The following is a 20842-nucleotide window of genomic DNA, read 5'->3' on the forward strand; positions in this document are numbered from 1 at the left end:
CTCGTTCTTTTACAAGCAGCGAGAACCAATGCTCCCGCTGCATTTGCTAACCCTTGACGCAGATCACCTGCTTGAGGGTATGGACCACTTCCACCAGGTCCTTCTGGGCGGCCATGACGGCGTCGATGTCCTTGTAGGCCATGGGGATCTCGTCAATCACGCCCTCGTCCTTGCGGCATTCCACGCCTTCGGTGGCCTTGATCTGGTCAGCCACCGAGTACAGCTTTTTGGCCTTGGTGCGGCTCATTACGCGGCCCGCGCCGTGGCTGCAGCTTTCAAAGCTCTCGGGGTTGCCCAGGCCGCGCACGATATAGCTGCGCGCACCCATGCTGCCGGGGATGATGCCCATTTCGCCGCGCTTGGCGCTCACGGCGCCCTTGCGGGTGACGAACACATCCTCGCCAAAGTGAGTTTCCTTTTGCACATAGTTGTGGTGGCAGTTCACGGCCTCCACATGGGACTCGAAAGGCTTGGTAATCACCTTGCGCACGGTGGCGATCAGGTTGGCCATCATCACTTCGCGGTTGCTCATGGCGAACTTCTGTGCCCAGGACACGGCGCGCACATAGTCGCCAAAGTAGCGGGCTCCCTCTTCAAGGTAGGCCAGGTCCTGGTCGGGCAGATTGCGCTGGTGCAGCTCGGCATCCTTCTTGGCCAGCTCGATGAAATGGTTGCCGATGGCATTGCCCACGCCACGCGAGCCAGAGTGCAGCATGAACCAGACAAAGCCCACTTCGTCCAGGCACACTTCCACGAAGTGATTGCCGCTACCCAGAGTTCCCAGGTGCTTGCGGTTATTGGTCTTTTCCAGGCGAGGGTGCAGCTCGCACAGCGCGTCGAAGTCGTCCGCCAGCGTGGCCCACTTCTGGTCCACCAGCTCGGGAGGGTTCTCCCAGGCGCCAGGATCACGGCCACGGCTTTTGGGTGCCGATCCATGGGGCACGGCTTTCTCAATGGCCGAGCGCAGCGCGGCCAGGCTGTCGGGCAGGTCTTCGGCGCGCAGCGTGGTCTTGGCGGCCATCATGCCGCAGCCGATATCCACGCCGACGGCTGCAGGGATGATGGCCTTGACGGTGGGAATCACCGAGCCGATGGTGGCACCAATGCCCAGGTGCACATCGGGCATGGCGGCGATATGTTTGAAGACAATGGGCAGGCGAGCAGCGTTGGACAGCTGTTGCCGGGCCTCGGTTTCCACGGGCACACCCTTGGTCCACATCTTGACGGGCACGCCGCCAGCGACTTCCAGTAGTTGGTAATTCTGTTCGGACATCTTGATTTCCTTTAGCACTTACGCAAACAAGAATGCAACAACGGGCTGCCTGCTGCGGCAGTCGTCTTGCCTGAACCCGTTTTGCCTAAGTTGTTTCCTTGTTGTTCATGTCATGGATGGCGGTCTTGCAGCGACAAGGGTTGGTGAAACATCGTGCTCTACCAGGCTGAGCTACAACAGCTTTGCAACTGCTGGCGGGATTCGAACCCGCGACCACGAGATTAAAAGTCTGTAGTTCCACCGGCATTCGCTGCAAGGCAGCCAAACCGAAAATTCATCAGGACTCACGCTCGCGCAAGTCGTTTTCGAAAAAAGGCGGCGCGACCAGAGAAGCAAGACATAGCCATGACCGGTCTCCCGGCTTGGGAATCGAACCCGTGGCAACCGATGTAGTCCTGCTGGCATTCGCGCCAAACTCAAACCGTGGTGATGAATGTCTTGCCGCGACAAGGGTTGGGTGAAACATAACCCGTGCTGTACCTTTGGCTACCGCTCGTTGATCTTCCGATCCGACGAGGCGGGCAGGAATCGAACCTGCAATCCGGGTACCCATGTAGTTCCACCGGCATTCGCAGCCAGCCATTCAAACCGTTCAACTTCATTCAGGACATCTGCTGCGGGCGACAAGGGTTGGTGAGACGGGACAGTTTGGATATGTAGTCCCACCAGCATTCACCAGCAACAGATGATCACTTCAACTCCGAGCTGCTAGCACGAACCTTGATACGTCGTTGCTCAGCCTTGTCGTACTTTTGTACTGCCTGCGGCTAAGCGCATCGTCTCAAACGCAAACCTTGGGTTTGCTGGACCGTGCCATCAGCTCTCACTGGGGCCCGAGAGCGATCTTCTCGATCTCGCCCACCCAGTGCTCGGCGCCAAGCGTGCCTTCGGCAAAACTTGCCACCACATCGAAAACCGCATCGCTGAAGCCGCCGACATTCAGAATGTCGTCACGCTCCATGGCCTGCGTCGTACCGTAGGGCTGGATGTCTATGCAGACCAGCCGGGCGTCGGGGTTGCGCTGCTTGATGCGCTCCCACTGCAACATGGTTTCGGTGGCGCCGCGGCGCACACCGTCGACCCAGGACTCGTTGTCCGAGACCATGATCACCATATCCACCCTGGCCTTTTCATCGGCCAGCTGCTTCAGTGGTGCACTGCAGTTGGTGCCGCCGCCGCCGATCTTTGCCAGCTTGGTTGCGTTGGTCATCACCGAGTCGCGGCCGTTGAGTTCCAGCTTCACCACCTTCTGCTCGAAGGGCAGCACGCGGGCCGTCCTGTTCTTGCGCAGCACAGCGGCGGCCATCAGCCCGGCCACATCGATGCAGCGCACCGCCGTGGTGGCTCCGGCGCGATAACCCGTCACAGGGCTGTGCATGGAGCCCGATACATCGGGGCAGACCACTACCGCTCCCGCAAAGCAGGGCACATTGGCAATGGCATGCTCCATGGCATCCTGCAGCGCATCGCGCACCTGGGCCGGTACCTGCTCACCGGCAGCCTGGTAGGCCGACAGCAGCTGGTAGGGCATGGCACGGGCCCTGGCCACGGCGTCGGTATCTCCCAGCTTGCGGGCGATCAGTTCCGCCATTCCCTTGATCTCGAACACGCCGTGGCGTGCAAAGGTGTTCAGGTTCTGGCGCACCATCTGCCATGAGCCGCTGCGGGCGATCTGCGCCCATTGCTGGGCGTTCAGCTCCAGCGCGGTCAACATCTGAAACGGCACATCAGGCAGCTCGGCACTCACCAGGCCCTGGGCCGCATCGCGCTTGAAACGCTCGAAGGCCTGGGTGATGGGAGGCAGAGATGCCTCATCAAAAGGCTTGCCGATCAACCAGGCAAACCATGCGGAACGCCAGGCCTCCTGAGGCTTGGGGTGCACCATCTTCACGACATCGGCCAGCGATGGCTGCTTGCCCACGGCAGCGCTGAGCAGCTGCTTCTCGCTCGCATTGAGCAGCCAGTTCTGCACCAGCTTCTTGGGTGCCGAGCCCAGGGACTTGCGACCCATGGCGCCGCTGCGCACGATCTGCACAAAGTTGCGCAGCATCTTGCCGTTGTCGATCACGCGGCCAAACACCTGGCTCAGCAGCGCGGTATCCCAGACAGCCAGCGCGGCAGCCAGGGTGGCTGGCATGTCCTTCATATAGCCGCGTTGGCGGGCATAGACGGCCGTCTGGGCTGTAAAGCGCGTGTCCACTTCCAGCACCAGATTGCTCAGCTGCTCCAGTTGATCCTGACCATCCGCATAGAAAGTCTGGCTCAGGCAGCCGGTCACGGCCATCTGGGCCAGCTGGTGGCGGGGGCTGAAGGCATAGGCTGCTGCGCCTTGCTGATTGACCGTGTTGGCGGCTGCAGCCAGTGCGCCGCGGCTGGTTTGAAACAATTGCGTGTTGACCATTCTTCTTCTCCTGTTTGCATTCAACTTGCAGATGCTTTGGTTATTGCAAGCGGTGTGCCAACTTCTTGAGGAGGGAGTGATTAATTTTTAAGTCATTGAATTTATTGGATAAATTTCATTTCGACTGTTTGTTGTGGTAGATGTGGTGGAAGAGAGATTGAAAGATTATTAGAATTAAAGATAGATATTTATCTGGAAAGATATGTCCAAAAAGAATGTGGTGATTGGCTTCATGGGCACGCAGCTCGATTCAGGGCAGGGAGCAGGGCGCTGGAGCAAGTGGCGGCCCACGGTGTCTCTGATGCAGCATGAAGACCAGGTGATAGACCGGCTGGAGCTGCTGTACTCCAGCCGCTATGACAAGCTGGCGCAGACCCTGGTGCAGGACATTGCCAATGTCTCGCCCGAAACCCGGGTCAACCTGGTGGACTCCGAGGTCCAGGACCCCTGGGACTTTGGCGAGATGTATGCCGCGCTTTACGACTGGGCGCGCAATTACCGTTTCGATACCGAGCGCGAGAATTACTGGGTACACATCACCACGGGCACCCATGTGGCCCAGATCTGCATGTTCCTGATGGTGGAGTCGCGCCAGATACCGGGTGTGCTGCTGCAGACCTCGCCACCGCGCAAGCAGCAGGCGGGCTCGCCAGGCAGCATGATCCTGATCGATCTGGACCTCACGCGCTACGAAGCCCTGGCCCAGCGCTTCCATCAGGCCCAGACCGAGGCGCTGGACTTCCTCAAGAACGGCATTGCCACGCGCAACCCGCAGTTCAACCAGTTGATTGAAGAGATAGAGCGCGTGGCGATTCGTTCGCGTGCACCGATTCTTTTCACCGGGCCCACGGGTGCGGGCAAGTCTCATCTGGCGCGGCGCATCTTCGAGCTCAAGAAATCGCGCCACCAAGTGGTTGGCGATTTTGTCGAGGTCAACTGCGCCACCTTGCGTGGCGACGGCGCGGCCTCCACCTTGTTCGGCCACAGAAAGGGCGCGTTCACCGGGGCGGCGGCAGACCGTGCTGGCCTGCTGCGCACGGCGCATGAAGGCGTACTGTTTCTCGACGAGATCGGCGAGCTCGGTCTGGACGAGCAGGCCATGCTGCTCAAGGCCGTGGAGGAAAAGCGCTTTTTCCCCATGGGCAGTGATAAGGAGGTCAGCAGCGACTTCCAGCTCATAGCCGGTACCCATCGCGATCTGCGCGTCGATGTGGCCGAGGGGCGCTTTCGCGAAGACCTGTTCGCGCGTATCAATCTCTGGTCCTATACCTTGCCAGGTCTGGCACAGCGCCCCGAGGATCTGGAGCCCAATATCGACCACCTGCTGCTGCGCGCTGTGGCCGAGACCGGCAGCTCCGTGCGTTTCAACGCCGAGGCCAGGGCGTTGTATCTGCAGTTCGCCAAGTCTGCCCAGGCTCCCTGGAGCGGCAACTTCCGCGACCTTGCGGCCAGCATCACGCGGCTGGCCACACTGGCCGACAGCGGTCGCATCACGACCAGGCAGGTGGAGGCCGAGATCAAGCGCCTGGACTGGCTGTGGCAGCATTCGCAAAGCCATGTCCTGCCCAAGGCTGAGGTGGATCTGGGCGACTATCTGTCCGAAGACGCCATCGCCCAGATCGATCTGTTTGACCGCTTGCAACTGCAGTCCGTCATCGCCGTCTGCCGCGCATCGACCACGCTGTCCGATGCGGGTCGCAAACTGTTTGATCAGTCGCGCCAGCAGAAAGCCGTGGTCAACGATGCAGACCGGCTGCGTAAATTTCTGCACAAATTTGGTTTGAATTGGGAGCAGCTCAAACAATCATATTGATAGCTGCTTGCGCTTTATCCATAAGGGATAAAGGCCAAAAAGGCTTGAAGTTGATGGGGCTGAGTCCTAAGCTGTGCCGGTTCGCAGGCATACTTCGGGCCCATGGCTCATACCTTCTTCTGGCACGACTACGAAACCTTTGGCGCTCAGCCGCGCTATGACCGTCCCGCGCAGTTTGCGGGCATACGCACGGATGACCAGCTCAACGAGATCGGCGAGCCCGTGATGTGGTATTGCCAGCCGGCCAATGACTATCTGCCCGATCCGCAATCCTGCCTGATCACGGGCATCACGCCCCAGCGTGCACTGCAGGAAGGCGTTGCCGAGCATGAGTTTGCAGCGTTGATCGAGGCCGAGCTGGCGCAGCCCGGTACCGTGGGCGTGGGCTACAACACCATTCGATTCGACGACGAAATCACGCGCTTCATGTTCTGGCGCAATCTCACCGACCCCTATGCGCGTGAGTGGCAGAATGGCTGCGGCCGCTGGGATTTGCTGGATGTGGTGCGCATGGTCTATGCGCTGCGTCCCGATGGCATTCAGTGGCCGACCAAGGAGGACGGCACGCCCAGCTTCAAACTCGAGGACCTGGCCCGCGCCAATGGTCTGCTGCACGAGCAGGCACACGATGCGCTGAGCGATGTGCGCGCCACGATCGCCCTGGCTCGGCTGATCCGAGAAAAGCAGCCGCGCCTGTTTGACTTTGCCTTTGGTCTGCATAAAAAGGAAGGCGCTCTGCGCGAGATGGGCCTGCCCGCCACGCAGGAGCACGCACGCCCGTTTCTGCATGTGACCGGCATGATCAGCCCCGCACGTGGTTGCATCGGCGTGATGTGGCCGCTGGCTACCCACCCCACCAACAAGAACGAGGTGATTTGCTGGGACTTGGCAGCTGACCCTTCGGAGCTGGCCGGCATCAGCATCGAAGACCTGCGTCTGCGCCTGTTTACGCGCCAGGCCGAGCTGCCCGAGGGTGTGAGCCGTCTGCCCATCAAGAGCATCCACGTCAACAAGTCGCCCATGGTGGTGGGCAGCCTCAAGACCCTGAGCCCGGCCATGGCCGAAAAATGGGGCGTGGACATGGAGTTGGCGATGCGGCATGCGGCGGTGGCCCGAGACCTGCCCGATATGAGCGCGCAATGGAAGGCCGTCTTCACGCGCGAGGCGGGTGAGCCGCTGGATGCCGACCAGGATCTGTATGGCGGCTTTGTAGGCAACGAGGACCGCCGCCGTCTGGAGCGCATCAAGCGCCTCTCGCCCCAGGAGCTGGCGCTGGACAAGACCGGCTTTGATGACGCACGCCTGACCGAGCTGGTCTGGCGCTACCGTGCGCGCAACTTCCCGCAGACGCTCGATGCCGGCGAGCAGCAGCGCTGGGAGCAGCACCGCGCTGCCTGCCTGATCGAAGGCCAGGGTGGGGCGCGCACGGCGGAGCAGATGTTCGCCATGATCGACACCCTGTCCGAAACCGCCGACGAGCGCGCCGAGGAGATTCTGGGCGAGCTCTACGACTATGCCGACGCCATGGTGCCCGAGGCCTGAGGCCTGAGGCCTCGGCGGTGGCTGACTCAATGTAGGCCTAGCGTTTGGGCAGGATGTCCAGCTCTGCTGCGGTGGGCAGGAAGCTGCCGTTCCATACGGCGTTGGCCGGCACCGGGTTCTTGGTGGCATAGGCCTTGGCAACCTGCTCGGCCATCCTGGCCAGGCGCTCGGTGCGCAACTGGCCAAAGCCTTCTTCACGTGCGCCCTTGCTGTCGATGGCGGTCTCGATCGTCAGCTTCAGGCGTTTGACCTCCTGCGGCACGTTGACCAGTCCATCCTTGGCTTTCATGGACGCAATGGCGGCTTCGGGATTGGCAATCCCTTCCCTGGCACCCCGCGCAAAGGCCTTGAGGAAGGCGCGTACGGCTTCCGGCTTTTCGGCAATCAGCCTGGGGCTGGCGATGATCACATTGCCGTAGAGCTGAACGCCGTGTGTGGCGTAGGGCAGGACCACTACATCCTCGCGCTTGATGCCGCGGGCCTCCAGATTGAGCAGGCTGGTGAAGGTGTAGCCGGTGACGGCATCCAGATCGCCACGCGCCAGCATGGTTTCGCGCAGCTGCGGCTCCATGGTGCTCCATTGCACCTCGCCCACGCCATTGGCCTGGGCGAAGATGGGGAAGGTGCGGCGGCCGGCGTCAAAGATGGGGGCTCCCATTTTCTTGCCCGTCAGGTCGGCGGCCTTGGTGATGCCCGACTTCTTGAGTGCCATCACCGAGGCCGGTGTGGTGTTGTAGATCACCATGATCGCCACGGGCTTGATGGGCGCGTCGGGGTTGTTGGCGTGGAATTCCATCAGTGCGGCGAGGTCGGCAAAGCCCAGATCATGGGTGCCGGAGGCCACGCGCTGGATGGCGCCTGCGCCGCTGGCGGCCTCCACATTCACATCCAGACCGGCCTGTTTGAAATAGCCTTTTTGCTCGGGGTGGACAAACAGGGCTGCAGGTCCTTCGAAGCGCCAGTCCAGCTGGAACTTGAGCGGCGTGTCCGCCGCCTGGGCAGCGCCCCAGCTCAGGGCTGCAACGGCCGTGGCGGCCTGAAGAAAGGTTCGTTTGCGCATATGACTCCTTGGTTTATCGATGGCGAAGGGACTGCTGCCTGTGCGCAAGATCGATGCCAATGTGTATACAAAGTGTGAACCGCTGGAGAGGGCACTGCGACGGTGCGTGCCGTACCTGCATGTCCGGCTCTGGTGCATGGGGTGCCTGCGATGGTGCGTGGCCGTGCGCAGATCGAGAGCGGGTCGTCCGGAGGCGTCCGGCATGAATATTGCAGTCCTGTACAGCTTCAGGGCTGCTGCTGATTGCGCAGCCTGCTATCGAATCCATACCAGATCCGCCGCCAGGGCGAGAACGGCCGCAAGGGCCGGGAGAGACTGCAATGACCGAAATTGATTTTGCGCAACTGGACACCTATGCCCGCTACAAGCTGATGGCCAGCCTGATCGTGCCGCGCCCGATTGCACTCGTGACCACGCTGGGAGTCGATGGCACGGTAAACGCGGCGCCTTTCAGCATGTTCAACATGATGGGCGAGGACCCGCCGGTGGTCATGCTCAGCGTCAACAAGCGCCAGGATATGGCGCAGAAGGACACGGCCACGAATATCCTGCGCACGGGCGAGTTCGTGGTGCACATCACCGACGAGGCCATGGCCGCCGCCATGCACCGCTGCGGCGACAGCCTGCCGCCCGAGCACAGCGAGTTGCAGCACACAGGCCTGACAGCGACCCCGTCGCAGAGCGTGCAGCCGCCGCGCATTGCCCAGGCGCCAGTGGCCTTTGAATGCGTGTTGCACGAGACGCTGGAGACCGAGAGCCGCTATGTCTTTATCGGCGGCGTCCAGTGGCTGGCCGTGCGCGAAGGGCTGGTGGACACCGAGAAATGGCGGGTGCGTCTGCAGGAGTTCTTCCCGGTAGGGCGTTTCGGGGCCAGCTTCTACGTCAACTGCCGCGACCGCTTTGCCGTCGAGGCCCTTGAGGGCAGGGCGCCCGCGCTGAGCGCCACGGCCAGCACGGTCATTGACGAGATGTAGACCTGTTCAGGTGATCCGCTGCAGATTGCTGCGGGCCTGGGCCTCCAGCAGTTGCCGAAAGTGCGGTGTGGCATAGATGAAGGCCTGGTCCAGAAAGCCGCGCAGCACCCGCCTGCGCTTGAAGCCATAGACCAGACGCGGCACCCAGGCATATTCGGCGGCGACCTGACGGTCGTATTCGGCAAAACGTACGGGGTCGGCACCCAGAATCGCCAGATCGATATCGACCAGCAACCTGGCATCGGCCTGCGTGGGTGTGGCGGTGTGGCAGGTTGCCATGATCAGCTCATGCACCTGGCGCCAGCAGGCCTCGGGCGCGCCACTGTCCTGCAGTGCCTGAGCTGCCCAGTCGGCGCTGCGCAGCTCGTTGTCGCTGGCCTTGACGTCGTAGACGGCATCGTGAAACCAGAGTGCCACGGCCACTTCGCCGGGGCGCAGCGCCTGTTCCCAGACGCAGTCGAGTTGGCCCAGGCATTCGGCCAGATGCTGCTGGGTGTGATAGTGGCGCTGGGGGTTCGGCCCAGGCCTCGAGCAGGCGTTGCAGCAGATCTGCGGGCGGCGTAAGCCCCAGGGCCTGCCATGTGCGCTGCCAGGAGGCCTGGAACAGGGAAGCTGCGATGTCCATGGCATTGCTCTTTCCGGGTGATTTGATGAAAAATGGCTTGCAACGCCCGCCAGTTCAGGGATTCATCCAAAAAACTGATAGCAAACCACGATGGCGGCGACCACGCCGGCCAGCTCGGCCACCAGCGCGCAGGGCACGGCATGGCGCGCGCGCTGAATGCCCACGGCTCCAAAGTACACGGCCAGTACATAGAACGTGGTTTCGGTGCTGCCCTGAATCGTGGCTGCGGCCAGAGCTGCAAAACTGTCCACACCCTGGCTTTGCATGGTCTCGATCAGCATGGCGCGTGCCGCGCTGCCGGAAAAGGGCTTGACTAGCGCCGTGGGCAGGGCATCGACAAAGCGGGCATCCATGCCCAGAACGTCCACCGTCCAGCGGATGGCCGATAGCGCATATTCCAGTGCCCCCGAGGCGCGAAACACGCCAACGGCGCAAAGCATGGCGACCAGATAGGGCAGCAGGTTCCTGGCTACATCAAAGCCCTCCTTGGCGCCCTCGATAAAGCTGTCGTACACGGCCACCTTGCGCAATGCGCCCAGGCCCACGAACAGCACGATCAGCGCAAACAGCGTGAGGTTGCCCATGAGCGCGGAAAGCTGGGCCAGCGCCGCCGCGCTGAGCGTGGCCAGAAAGGCCATGAAGGCTGCCAGCGCCAGCCCCACGGGCAGCAGATAGGCCAGCACCACGGGGCTGAAGAGAGGCAGCCGCTGCACGAGTGCGACGCTGAGCAGGCCCACCAGCGTGGAGGCGGAAGTGGCCAGCAGAATCGGCAGGAAGACCAGCGTCGGATCGGCCGCACCCTGCTGCATGCGGTACATGAAGATGGTGACCGGCAGCAGCGTCAGCGACGAGGCATTGAGCACGAGAAACAGAATCTGCGCATTGGTCGCGCTGTCGGGCTGGGGGTTCAACTCCTGCAGCGCGCGCATCGCCTTGAGCCCCATTGGCGTGGCTGCGTTGTCCAGCCCCAGGCTGTTGGCGGCAAAGTTCAGCGTGATCAGACCGAGCGCGGGGTGGCCGCGCGGTACCTCGGGCATGAGCTTGGCAAACAGCGGGCCCAGCATTTTTGCCAGCCATTCGACCACGCCTGCCTTTTCTGCGATGCGCAGAAAGCCCAGCCACAGCGTGAGCGTGCCAAACAGCAGCACCATCACTTCGACCGACAGCCTGGCCATGGCAAACAGGGCCTGCACCATGGCCGAGAACACCTGGGCCTGACCGCCGAGCAACCATTGCGCGAGCGCCGCCACGGCCGCCACCAAGAAAAAACCGAGCCACAAGGCATTGAGCATATGAGCGCCTGTTCTGTACTGCTGCCGATTTTGGCGCGAAACCAGGGGTGAATGATGCTTGGCGCCCGCTATCCATCGCAGATGCGAAGGCCGGTTCGAGAGAAGCAAGGAGCGCTGGTCCGGCTTGAGTCCGGCAGCTTCAGACGTTCAATGGCGGCCTGCAGCCGCGGTCGCTCGAACCTTGCCTGGCACGCCGGTTGCGGCCAACCCTGGCAGCTACAGGCGCAAGCTGCAGGAGGGAATAACCGTACCGTACCGACTTGTTATGTCACGACGGTTTCATAGTTGGTCTTGAACATGGCGAGCTTTCGCCCATAGAGATCCGTTAGCGTATGCAAACTTCCGTTCATTTTTCGGCGCCCAGGACAAGCTTCGCGCTCCGCGCCGTCGCCCTGGCCACTCTCCTGACCCTGGCAGCATGCGGCGGCGGGGGCGCCGAAGAGACCGCCGAGGGCTATGTCATCCCCGGCCCGCCCGCAGGACTGGGCACGGAGACGTTCAACACCACTCCGCAAGCCGCCACCAGCATGCCTGCGTCGCGCACGGATGTGCCAAGGTACCGGGAAGATGCCACGGTCTACAACTCCGGCAGACACGATGCAACGGCCGACGGCAACAATTCCTGCTACGCCGATCACACAACCAACAGCACGCTGCGCATCCTGTCGGGCTTTCTCGATATCTGGGAGCCTTCCGAGCGCAAGATGAACGGCTTCAAGGCTTCCGACTATGCCGGCATTTTTGCCGCCGGTGCGACCACGCCGGACAAGAATGTGGCCGGCAAGGAAGCCTGTGATGCGTTCGCCCTGACCACCTGGAATGGCGTCTGGCATGTGCTGACTGCCGACAACACCAATGGCACGCCAGGTCAGGCGCCAACGGCCGGGACTACGGGATCGGTCAAGAGGAACGATCTGTTCCTGCAGAACATGGCGTATTCCTCCAAGCTGACCACGCAGACCAGCTACACCGATGCGCAGAAGGAAGACATCAAGCTGGACGATACCGGCAACAAGGTCACTCGCACCGTCATGGGCGGCTCGCTGGGCCCGCTGGGCCAAGCCTGGGACGATCTTGCGAAGAATCCCAAATCGGGATGGGGCGACACCAGCACGCAGACCAATCCCGAATTCGGCGCGGTGCTTCAGTTTGTGGACAATGCCACGGTGGGCAATATTGCTTCGGACAACGGGCCCAAGGGCTTTTACAAGTTTGCCCGTCCCTATCGCTGGTCTGCAGCAGACAGCAGCCTTCCGGTGGTCAAGGTACTGCCCGAGCTGCTGTCGCGCCGCGCGGCAGGCGATGACGCGGCGGCAGCCCAGACGAAAGCGCAGCAGGACTCCGATTTCCCCAGCGGCCACACTGCCGAATTCGTGCGCTACTCCATGGCCGTTGCTTATGTAGCACCGCAGCGCTTCCATGAAGCGGTCGCCCGTGGACTGGAGGCCGGAGAGAACCGCATCCGTGCAGGCATGCACTCGGCATTGGGCGTCATGGGCGGGCGCATGCTTGGCTCCTCCGTCTGGATGCCATTCCTCAAAGGTGCCGGGGATCGGGGCCTGGCCTATACCGAAGCCCAGCGTGCGGTCGTTTTCCAGCAGGCCCAGGATCAGCTGCGGACCAGGCTCGGCGCGAAGACCGGGGTCGAGCTTTGGAATATCGCCCACTCGGCCAGTGTCAGCGAAGACCGCTTCGCGGATTTCCAGGCCGCCAGAGCCGATTATCTGCGCCGCCTGACCTTCGGCTTTGCCAAGGACAGCGCCAAGGCAGGCAAGCCCGCCGTCGTGCCAAAGGGCATGGAAACTCTGCTGGAAACCCGTTTCCCCTACCTGAGTGCAGACCAGCGACGCGCAGTGCTCAAGACCACGGCCATTGATTCGGGCTATCCGGTGCTGGATGACGAGGAAGGCTTTGGCCGCCTGAACCTGTTCGATGCGGCCAGCGGCTATGGCCGGTTTGAGGCCGATGTCAGCGTCACCATGAACAACCGTACCGACGGCTTCTGCGTCTCGGGCTTCTGCTCCTTTGACCGCTGGCGCAACGACATCAGCGGCGGCGGCAAGCTGACCAAACGCGGAGACGGCACGCTGGCATTGACAGGTACCAATACCTACAGCGGTGGCACCGTCATTGCTGCGGGCACATTACGCGCCGACTCTTCGTCCGCGATGGGCAAGGGGGCGGTCTATGTCGATGGCGGCACGCTGGCCACCAACGGTCTCCAGGTCAATGTGGCAAGCAGCTACACCCAGAAATCCGGTACGCTGAATCTGGCGCTGTCCGCAAGCAGCGCCGGTGCGTTGGTGGTGAACGAGCACGCAGCGTTGGCCGGTGCGCTGAAGGTGAGCTTTACCCAGGGCTACGTTCCCAAGGCTGGCGATCAGATCGTGGTGCTCACCGCCAAGGGCGTACACAACAGGTTCGATAGCGTTGCCGTGGATGGCTTTGCCAAATCCACTGTGAGTTATGGCGATACCAAGGTGACCATCACGCTGGCCAGCTGAACCGGCTTGCCAGTCAAGGGCCTGCGCGGTTCGGCCGCGCAGGCCTTTTTGCTTTCGGGGCGCATGCATGCTCTCGGTGGCCAGCTTCGATGGCCAGATATCGCCCGACCTGAGCATGGGCGTCTTTGAGTACCGCGCCTGGTACAAGACCGCGAAGCTGCCCGCAGTAGGATGTCAGCGGTCACGCAGCCCATGTCTAGGGACGGCTGCGTACCGTCACGGCAGTCACGCCGATTCGCAGGATCAGACGGGAAGCCTTGCATTGATGAAAACAACGAAGACGCTTTGGGAGCAGCCGCACGGCAAAGGCCTGTCGCTGCTGATGTGCATGTTCGGAATTCTGGGCCTGATGAGCGGCTGGATGCTGCTGGAGGCGGATTTTTCCGACGGCTGGCACTCTTCAGGACGAGCCTGGTGGGCGCTGTTGCTGCAGGCCCTGCTGGCGCTGAACTCGGCTCTGTGCTTCACGCTGGTGTGGCTGCTGTGGACTCGCAATCGCGCAGCGGTGTTGGTGGGCGCTCTTTATGTGGCTCTTGGCATTGCCAGCCAGGGCGCCATGTCCTGGTATGTCTCCAGGCTGGGCAGCCGTATCGATGCGTTGTCCATCGGCTTCTGGCTTGCCGAAGCCTTGTTCTGGTCGGCCATTGTGGCTTATCTGTACTGGCTGCGGCGACGGGCTGTGCTGTGCTGAGCATCGCCGCAGCTGCAGGGAGGCGAGGGCTGCTCAGGGTTTTGCCAGCACGCGCAGCAATTGACCATCGGATGAATCGGTGAGCAGGTACAGCAGGCCGTCCGGTCCCTGGCGCACATCGCGCACGCGCTGGCTCAGACGCGGCAGCAACACTTCGGTGGCGGTGACCTTGCCATCGGCAATCTGCAGGCGCTGCAGTTGCATGGCCTTGAGCGCACCCGTGATGAACGAGCCTTTCCAGGCCACGCCATAGCGCTCGCTGCTCAGATAGGCGAGTCCCGAGGTAGCGATGGACGGTACCCAGTAATGCCGGGGCTGCTCCATTCCTGCCTTTTCGGTGATGCCGGCGCCAATCTTGCCGCCCCCATAGTTTTCGCCATAGGTGATGACGGGCCAGCCGTAATTCTTGCCCGGCTCGATGTGGTTGAGTTCGTCACCGCCCTGCGGGCCATGTTCTGTCATCCAGAGCTCGTCTCCTGGCCCCAGCGCGGCACCCTGACTGTTGCGGTGGCCATAGCTCCAGATCTCGGCCAGCGCATCGGGCCTGCCAGCAAAGGGGTTGTCGCGAGGCACGCTGCCATCCTTGTTGACGCGTACGATCTTGCCCAGATGGGTCTGCAGGTTCTGGGCCTCCTGCATGGCCTTGTAGCGCTCTCCGAGCGTCAGAAACAGTGAGCCGTCGGGTTTGCCGTTCACCTTGCGTTCCACGATGCGGCAGCCGAAGTGCAGGGCCGAATCGATCTTGGGGCGCTGGCTGAACAGAATCTGCACGTTTTCAAGGGAACCTGCATCGGCTGAAAGCCGGGCTTTGGCCATGGCCGTGCTGTTCTTGCCTCGGTCCGCACCCTGACCCGGCTCCGAGAAGCAGAAATAGAGCTGGCGATTGCTGGCAAAGTTGCTGTCCAGCACCACGTCCAGCAGGCCGCCTTGCCCGGCTGCGGCGATGGCGGGAAGGCCTTTGAGAGGGGCGTTGAGCCTGCCCCCGGCCTCCACAATGCGCATGCGGCCAGGGCGCTCTGTCACCAGATAGCGTCCGTCCGGCAAAAAGGCCAGTGCCCAGGGGTGCTCCAGTCCTGTTGCCACGGTTTGGGTGCCCAGCTCGGAGGCAGCCAGGGTCTGCGAACCGAGCAGGGCCAGCACGCTGCAACTCAGGGCTTGAATGGTGATGCGATGCATGTTTTCTCCTCTTGGGTGGCTGGGTGGCAGTGCGCTGTTTGCCTGTGTTTGTGACCCGGGCTTGATGCAGTTTGCCAACAAAAGATTGCGCGCAGGTGTATAAATCCGGCTTTTGCTCGCCGCAGTTTGGCGAGCGGCCTGTGTGTGCACAACGCAGGCTTGGACCATATTCAACAAGGAACGCAGCCATGGGCGCGCAATGGAAAGCAAAGGGCAAGGCGCTGGTCGCCGATGCCAAGGGTAAGCTGTTTGGCAAGCTGGTCAAGGAAATCATGGTTGCTGCGCGCCTGGGCGGCGGTGATCCCGCAGCCAATTCGCGTCTGCGCATGGCGGTGGAAGCGGCCCGCAAGGCTTCCATGCCCAAGGACACGCTGGATCGTGCCATCAAGAAGGGTGCCGGCGTTGGCGCCGACGCCGTGAACTACTCCAGCGTGCTGTTTGAAGGCTATGCCCCCCATCGCGTGCCCGTGATGGTGGAGTGCCTGACCGACAATCCCAATCGCACGGCTCCCAACATGCGCGTCTGCTTCCGCAAGGGCCAGATGAGCGCCGTGGCCTGGGACTTTGACCATGTGGGCATGATCGAAGGCGAGCCTGAAAACGGCGCCGACGTCGAAATGGCTGCCATCGAAGCCGGCGCGCAAGACTTCGAAGCTGGCGAAGAAGAAGGCACCACCCTGTTCATTACCGATATTGCCGATCTGGACGCCGTGAGCAAGGCTTTGCCCGCGCAAGGCATCAAGGTGCTGTCGGTCAAGCTGGGCTACAAGGCCAAGAACCCCATCAGCATGAGCAGCCTGTCTGCCGAGCAGCAAGAAGAAGTGCAGGAATTCCTGGCCGGTCTGGAAAACGACGACGACGTACAGCATGTCTACGCCGGTCTGGTGGACTGAAGCCATTGCAGCATGTCAAAGAGAGCGGCCCTGGAGCCGCTCTTTTTTTGCCCTGAGCCGTCCCAGGCCTGCGGGCAGGCAGCGGTTTTCTATACTGCAAGTCTGCTGAACTGTCTTGTGGATCGACTTCATGGTTTTTTTGCCTCGTATCCCCGCGCCTGTTTCCCTGACCGCCATGGCGGTGGCCTTGTTGCTGGCGGGCCCTGCGCCGCAGGCGGCTGAACCTGCAAGGCAGACGGGGGCTGCCGGACAGGCGGATTCGCCCGCCGAACAGGATTCGCCTTTTTTCAGACTGCGCCGTGCCGTGGTTGAGGCCGCACAGGCCAAGCGCTGGGACGAGGCCATCGCCCAGGCGCACAAGCTGCTGGACATGACGCTGCCGCGCGGCAATCCCTACGAACAGCTCGATGCTTCGGGCTTGCTCTACGCCTTGCTCTATCAGCAAGGGCAGTACCGGCAGGCCGTGTTGCAGACCGACCAGATGATGGCTCTGGTTGCAGCCGAGGGCTACGACCCGGTCAGCGGGCAGATGCAGGCGCTGATACAGCGCGGTCTGACGGCCGCCATGATGGCCGGCGATCAAGGCGCACTGACTCGCTATCTGCAGGCGCTCAAGCAGGAGTCCAAGGCTTTTGAGCCGCTGTGGCAGTGGAATACGGCAGACCAGCAACTGCGCTACCAGGCCGCTCAGTTCAGCGTGCCGCTGGTGCAGGGGCGCTGGGTCCTGGTCCAGCTGGAGCCGGCCAGGGATCGCAAGGAGGTCGCGAATCTGGAGTATGTCTATCTGAAGCCCGATGGCAGGCGCCTGCGGGTCCGCATGCGGCTCGGCTATGACGATGGTCTGAAAGACATGGACACTGCAGCCAGGCAGAAGTCGTTGCAGCAGGAACATGGCATTTTTGCCAGTGAGCAGATGCCAGAGCCTGGGCTGAGGATGCCGGCCCTGCCGTTCGCCGATGCTGTGCAAAGCCAGCAGGCCAGCCGCGAGAAAAGAGAAGAGGGGAGGCCCGATGTCCTGCATCTGGACTGGGGGCTGGTGCGCGGTAACTGGAAACTGAGCCTGCACGCCGAGCAAATGGATAGCGAGCGTGATAGCGCGCTGCAGCAGCTACCCCAGCTGTGGCAGGCCATGCAGTGGCCCAAAGCGCCCGAGCTGCCGCCTGAGCTACCGCGCCAGGAGCGCGAGGTGAGCCATGCCTGGCGGGTCGATGACGACTGGTCCAGGGCCGGTCAACTGGCCCGCGCGGCCTTGGCCGATGCGCAGTTCCCCGCCGAGCTGGCACGCCTGAATACGGTGGCTGGCATCTCGGCCTTCAAGGCCGGTCAGCAAGCCGAGGCTGGCCGCTATCTGGATCAGGCACTGCAGGCCTGGCCCTATGTCAGCCTGTTCAGGCTGGAGTCCGAGCTGGTAGACCTGGCCCAGCAATATGGGGCAGAGCTGGCGGCGCAGCAGGGACGCGATGCCGATGCCGCGCGACTGATGCGTCAGTACCTGCGCAATGCCGGCGGGCTGCAGAACATCTGGGTGCAGGCCCGGGACCCGAAGGTGGCCGACCTGGAAAATCGGCATACCGGCATGGTGCTGCCCATGCGTGCTGCGGGCTTTCATCTGCAGGAGCCAAGAGACTCGCAGCGCATGATGTACCGCGATCTGATGACCGGACAACTGCTGGGCCTGACCACGGGGCTGAAAATCCCCGAGTCCGACGAAGCGCAGGAGAAGCTGTTGCGCACAGCGTTGGAAAAGCAGTTCCGCTTGAAGGCGGGGAGCATGAAGAAGCGCAGCTTCACCGCGCAGACACGCTCCAGGGACCGCCGGCCTGAAGGCCGTCAATGGACGTTTGAAGTGAGCCCGCAGGAGAGCCGACCGGGCGCAGCTCCCGTCACGCGCGTCGTCTTCTGGATTGTCGACCAGGGCGAAAGCCGCGCCATCCTGCGCGCCTCGGTGGCGGGCCCGCGCGAGCAAACGCGGGCCGAGCAGCTGGCCCAGGCGCTGAGTTGGTGAGATTGAAGATTTTGATATCTATTTGATAGCTGTTTTCACAAGCAGGGTAAGGTTCTTATGCTTGTTTTGCTGATATTTGTTGGCGGCCAGCGCAGCCCGCTTGAGGCAGGGGGCTGCAACTTCGGAAAAGCCTGACTGATTTGACGCTAGCCGACCATGCCTGCTCTTGGTACATGGCGTGGCAGCAGCTGTCGCAGCCTCATCTGGGACTGAAGATCCGCCCCGACGCCTGATTGAAGAGGGCTTCTGCGAAGCAGCTGGCATATTCAGCTGGGAATATCCTCTGCCTCGAAGAAGGTAATCTCATGTAAGAATTGTTTTATTGGTCGATTTTTTGATGGAGCAGCCTGCTTACAAGTTTTTAGATTTCTTCAAATCATGTTGATTTTATTTCAAGTTGAAGTCGAATGCATTTATTCTTGATCTGATTGATGATTTCTGATCCAAGATCTCAATAAAAAAAGACACCGACTTACAGTGTCTTTTTCTAGGAGTTGCTGTGTCATGCCGCATATCTCGTCACAGCGGCAGAATCCGACTTCTTCAGGGCCGCCAGTACATCGTCACACGCGGAAACCATTCTCATAATGGTTTCTTTGGTGAATTCACGTATTTCGGGCTCTGCTCTTTCGCCAATCACAATCCAGCCGCAATCTGTTTTGCGCACAAATCCCTTGTCGGCCATTGCTTCCAGTTTGCGGCGTGTAGTTTCTCGTGGAATACCCGTAATGGCTGAGACATCGCGCAAGCGCAATGGACGCAGTTTCTCTTCGCTCTCAAGACGGCCACGTTCGGACAGGACGGCTTCGGGGGCAATGCCGGGGGGCATGAGATGGCCCACGTTCTGATGGGCCAGGACCCCCCAGATGACCATGGTTTCGAAATCATTGTTGGCAAAAAGCCGCGCTGATCGGAGCATGTGATCTATAAGGAACCGATTGGCAATATATGCGACTAGAACAAAAGATTTATTGTAGGCAATATCGAAATTCTGAAAATTCTTGAGGGAGCTGATTCTTGTGTGAGATTTGAATCCGATATTGAGTTTTTCTTTTCTCTCATTCATGCCGTCTCCTTTTTCGGTTTTCAATTGAATTTGATATAAATCATGTAAATGAATTTATCTATATGAATGTCTTGCAAAGAGAATTTGCTGGTCTGATTGCATATTGATGCTGGTCAGTAAAAATCTTTGTATAGACATTTCAACCATAGCATTGATCAATGTCAATGGCAAGAACTTGATTCTGGTCGATTCGTGCAGCGTGCCCATTTTGGGCAATATTGCATTGACGCCACATGAGGGGAAATGAGAATCTCCCTCTATGAATATCAAGTCACATGTATTTACTGTCAGTTTTCTTGCTGTATCCGGGATGGATGCTCCCCATGCCTGGGCACAGGATGCCGATCAGGCCTTTCGGCTAGGCGCTTTTGCCGGTGCCATGCATTTCTGCGGCGACCAGCATGACGATCGTCAGCGGCGCTATCGATGGGCGCAGCTGCGTGCCGCCGAAGAAGTTTCTGTCATGCACCGCTCCGATCGGCTGCGCGCGCTGGCCGCCAGGGACAAGGCACTCGAGCGCGGCCAGTTTTTGGGCACAGCACTCAATGGGCAAAGCTGTCGGCGTCTGCTGCGTGCCGGTGAGTGGCAGCGCTTTCTCAAGCCCTGAGGTCGGCTGATGACAGTCAGAGACCTTGACCCCGATTCGAGCCGGAGCGCTCGAGATGTCTCAGCCACCCGGTCTCCGGTGGCCGCGAAGCGCTTGCACGCCGAACTGTTGCAGTCTGCAAAGACTTTGCTTTCAACGTCTGCCATGCAAGGGCTGCGTGTGCGCCATGCACTGCTGCTTTGCGCGGGTTTGGCACATTCTGCATATGCCCAGTATTCACTGGGGCTGGACGAAACGCCGCGCATAGAGGCGGTTCAGTTTCAGGTGAGCAATCCCGGGCAGGATGCCTATTCGGTGGAGCGTGCCATCGATCGTCTGCGCAAGGCCATGTCCATTTTTCCAGGAGACCGGGTAAGCCAGGAAAAGCTGGACTTTGAACTCGCCAGGCTACGTAGCAACCCCAATGTGTCGGCCGCCGAGCTCGATATTCAGCGGGGCCCGACAGGTGGCGTGGTGGTGCAGGTGAATGTGGAGCTGGCTACCCACGCCGCCCCCGATCGCTCCCAGCCTGCTGGTGCCTTGGTCAAGGACTCATCACAAGGCTTTCCATTGCTGTATCAGGACAGCCGGAGTTTTCTGCGTGTCAAGCTGGAGGCGCTGGGTCTGTATTACGGCAACAGAAATGCCTGGTATGGCCGACCCGATCGTTTTTTGGCCGGCAACCCTATGGTGCAGGGGCGACCTTCGGGGGCTGGCTACCAGGGGTGGATGGAGGGCTATGTCCATGCCGGGCTCTATGGCCTGACTCCGCTTAGCCCCCATACCTATCTGTACGGCAGCGGCAGCGTGATGCTGACTGGCTCAAAAGGCAGGGAGCTGTTTACCGACCGGACGCGTAGCAATGCGGATATCGAGGAGGCTTATGCGGGCCTGGTGACTGGCAGGACGACAGCGCAAGGAGATCGCTGGGTGTTGCATGT

The 20842-nt window shown here is 61.1% G+C and carries 15 protein-coding genes and 1 pseudogene; 9 read left to right on the plus strand and 7 right to left on the minus strand.

Going from position 1 to position 20842, the window contains the following annotated elements; translation table 11 throughout:
• Positions 1-46: 46 nt before the first annotated feature.
• Positions 47-1273, minus strand: coding sequence for an RtcB family protein (locus ACLBXN_RS18685; protein WP_343677506.1), 1227 nt, complete (start codon positions 1271-1273; stop codon positions 47-49).
• 823 nt (positions 1274-2096) lie between these two features.
• Positions 2097-3674, minus strand: coding sequence for a vWA domain-containing protein (locus tag ACLBXN_RS18690; protein ID WP_447613117.1), 1578 nt, complete (start codon positions 3672-3674; stop codon positions 2097-2099).
• 202 nt (positions 3675-3876) lie between these two features.
• Here ACLBXN_RS18690 and rtcR point away from each other — a divergent pair, with 202 nt between their 5' ends.
• Both rtcR and sbcB read left to right on the plus strand, forming a co-directional pair.
• The gene (gene rtcR, locus ACLBXN_RS18695) at positions 3877-5487 is read left to right on the plus strand and encodes an RNA repair transcriptional activator RtcR (protein WP_211459109.1); all 1611 of its coding nucleotides are present in this window, start codon (positions 3877-3879) and stop codon (positions 5485-5487) included.
• Positions 5488-5589: 102 nt separating this feature from the next.
• Positions 5590-7029, plus strand: coding sequence for an exodeoxyribonuclease I (gene sbcB, locus ACLBXN_RS18700; protein ID WP_447613118.1), 1440 nt, complete (start codon positions 5590-5592; stop codon positions 7027-7029).
• A 37-nt stretch (positions 7030-7066) separates the two neighbouring features.
• Here sbcB and ACLBXN_RS18705 read toward each other — a convergent pair whose 3' ends face one another.
• Positions 7067-8089 (minus strand): ABC transporter substrate-binding protein, encoded by a 1023-nt coding sequence (locus tag ACLBXN_RS18705; RefSeq protein WP_447613119.1) that lies wholly within the window; start codon positions 8087-8089, stop codon positions 7067-7069.
• 320 nt (positions 8090-8409) lie between these two features.
• Between ACLBXN_RS18705 and ACLBXN_RS18710 the strand changes: the two genes are divergently transcribed.
• Entirely contained in the window at positions 8410-9063 is a 654-nt protein-coding gene (locus ACLBXN_RS18710) for a flavin reductase family protein (protein ID WP_447613120.1), read from the plus strand.
• 6 nt (positions 9064-9069) lie between these two features.
• On the opposite strand, the pseudogene ACLBXN_RS18715 reads toward ACLBXN_RS18710, so the two are convergent.
• Together ACLBXN_RS18715 and ACLBXN_RS18720 are read right to left on the minus strand one after the other, a co-directional pair.
• A pseudogene (locus tag ACLBXN_RS18715) lies at positions 9070-9688 on the minus strand (HD domain-containing protein).
• Positions 9689-9750: 62 nt separating this feature from the next.
• Positions 9751-10980 carry a nucleoside recognition domain-containing protein gene (locus ACLBXN_RS18720; protein ID WP_447613121.1) on the minus strand — a complete coding sequence of 410 codons (1230 nt, stop codon included), beginning with the start codon at positions 10978-10980 and terminating at the stop codon, positions 9751-9753.
• Between the two features lie 332 nt (positions 10981-11312).
• Between ACLBXN_RS18720 and ACLBXN_RS18725 the strand changes: the two genes are divergently transcribed.
• Positions 11313-13484: an autotransporter-associated beta strand repeat-containing protein gene (locus ACLBXN_RS18725; protein WP_447613122.1), complete on the plus strand. Its 2172-nt coding sequence runs from the start codon at positions 11313-11315 to the stop codon at positions 13482-13484.
• A gap of 265 nt (positions 13485-13749) precedes the next feature.
• Positions 13750-14175, plus strand: coding sequence for a virulence factor MviN (locus ACLBXN_RS18730; protein ID WP_447613123.1), 426 nt, complete (start codon positions 13750-13752; stop codon positions 14173-14175).
• Positions 14176-14208: 33 nt separating this feature from the next.
• Here ACLBXN_RS18730 and ACLBXN_RS18735 read toward each other — a convergent pair whose 3' ends face one another.
• The gene (locus tag ACLBXN_RS18735) at positions 14209-15351 is read right to left on the minus strand and encodes a PQQ-dependent sugar dehydrogenase (RefSeq protein WP_447613124.1); all 1143 of its coding nucleotides are present in this window, start codon (positions 15349-15351) and stop codon (positions 14209-14211) included.
• A gap of 188 nt (positions 15352-15539) precedes the next feature.
• Between ACLBXN_RS18735 and ACLBXN_RS18740 the strand changes: the two genes are divergently transcribed.
• Complete coding sequence (locus ACLBXN_RS18740) at positions 15540-16244, plus strand: YebC/PmpR family DNA-binding transcriptional regulator (protein WP_003053809.1); 705 nt, start codon at positions 15540-15542, stop codon at positions 16242-16244.
• Between the two features lie 130 nt (positions 16245-16374).
• Positions 16375-18249, plus strand: coding sequence for a hypothetical protein (locus ACLBXN_RS18745; RefSeq protein ID WP_447613125.1), 1875 nt, complete (start codon positions 16375-16377; stop codon positions 18247-18249).
• 502 nt (positions 18250-18751) lie between these two features.
• Here the strand turns inward: ACLBXN_RS18745 and ACLBXN_RS18750 are convergent.
• The gene (locus ACLBXN_RS18750; protein ID WP_447613126.1) at positions 18752-19315 is read right to left on the minus strand and encodes a helix-turn-helix domain-containing protein; all 564 of its coding nucleotides are present in this window, start codon (positions 19313-19315) and stop codon (positions 18752-18754) included.
• Positions 19316-19574: 259 nt separating this feature from the next.
• On the opposite strand from ACLBXN_RS18750, the gene ACLBXN_RS18755 reads away from it, so the two are divergent.
• Both ACLBXN_RS18755 and ACLBXN_RS18760 read left to right on the plus strand, forming a co-directional pair.
• The gene (locus tag ACLBXN_RS18755; RefSeq protein WP_447613127.1) at positions 19575-19922 is read left to right on the plus strand and encodes a hypothetical protein; all 348 of its coding nucleotides are present in this window, start codon (positions 19575-19577) and stop codon (positions 19920-19922) included.
• Between the two features lie 189 nt (positions 19923-20111).
• Positions 20112-20842: hypothetical protein (locus ACLBXN_RS18760; RefSeq protein WP_447613128.1), on the plus strand; the 731-nt coding region annotated here is incomplete at its 3' end.

This window comes from Comamonas sp. C24C (genome assembly GCF_053345995.1).

Bases quoted from the DNA above. Each gene is read 5' to 3' on its own strand.
- ACLBXN_RS18750 (WP_447613126.1), bottom strand. From the start codon at position 19,315: ATGAATGAGAGAAAAGAAAAACTCAATATCGGATTCAAATCTCACACA.
- ACLBXN_RS18720 (WP_447613121.1), bottom strand. From the start codon at position 10,980: ATGCTCAATGCCTTGTGGCTCGGTTTTTTCTTGGTGGCGGCCGTGGCG.
- ACLBXN_RS18745 (WP_447613125.1), top strand. From the start codon at position 16,375: ATGGTTTTTTTGCCTCGTATCCCCGCGCCTGTTTCCCTGACCGCCATG.
- ACLBXN_RS18735 (WP_447613124.1), bottom strand. From the start codon at position 15,351: ATGCATCGCATCACCATTCAAGCCCTGAGTTGCAGCGTGCTGGCCCTG.
- ACLBXN_RS18725 (WP_447613122.1), top strand. From the start codon at position 11,313: ATGCAAACTTCCGTTCATTTTTCGGCGCCCAGGACAAGCTTCGCGCTC.
- ACLBXN_RS18685 (WP_343677506.1), bottom strand. From the start codon at position 1,273: ATGTCCGAACAGAATTACCAACTACTGGAAGTCGCTGGCGGCGTGCCC.
- ACLBXN_RS18710 (WP_447613120.1), top strand. From the start codon at position 8,410: ATGACCGAAATTGATTTTGCGCAACTGGACACCTATGCCCGCTACAAG.
- ACLBXN_RS18740 (WP_003053809.1), top strand. From the start codon at position 15,540: ATGGGCGCGCAATGGAAAGCAAAGGGCAAGGCGCTGGTCGCCGATGCC.
- rtcR (WP_211459109.1), top strand. From the start codon at position 3,877: ATGTCCAAAAAGAATGTGGTGATTGGCTTCATGGGCACGCAGCTCGAT.
- ACLBXN_RS18730 (WP_447613123.1), top strand. From the start codon at position 13,750: ATGAAAACAACGAAGACGCTTTGGGAGCAGCCGCACGGCAAAGGCCTG.
- ACLBXN_RS18705 (WP_447613119.1), bottom strand. From the start codon at position 8,089: ATGCGCAAACGAACCTTTCTTCAGGCCGCCACGGCCGTTGCAGCCCTG.
- ACLBXN_RS18755 (WP_447613127.1), top strand. From the start codon at position 19,575: ATGAATATCAAGTCACATGTATTTACTGTCAGTTTTCTTGCTGTATCC.
- ACLBXN_RS18690 (WP_447613117.1), bottom strand. From the start codon at position 3,674: ATGGTCAACACGCAATTGTTTCAAACCAGCCGCGGCGCACTGGCTGCA.
- sbcB (WP_447613118.1), top strand. From the start codon at position 5,590: ATGGCTCATACCTTCTTCTGGCACGACTACGAAACCTTTGGCGCTCAG.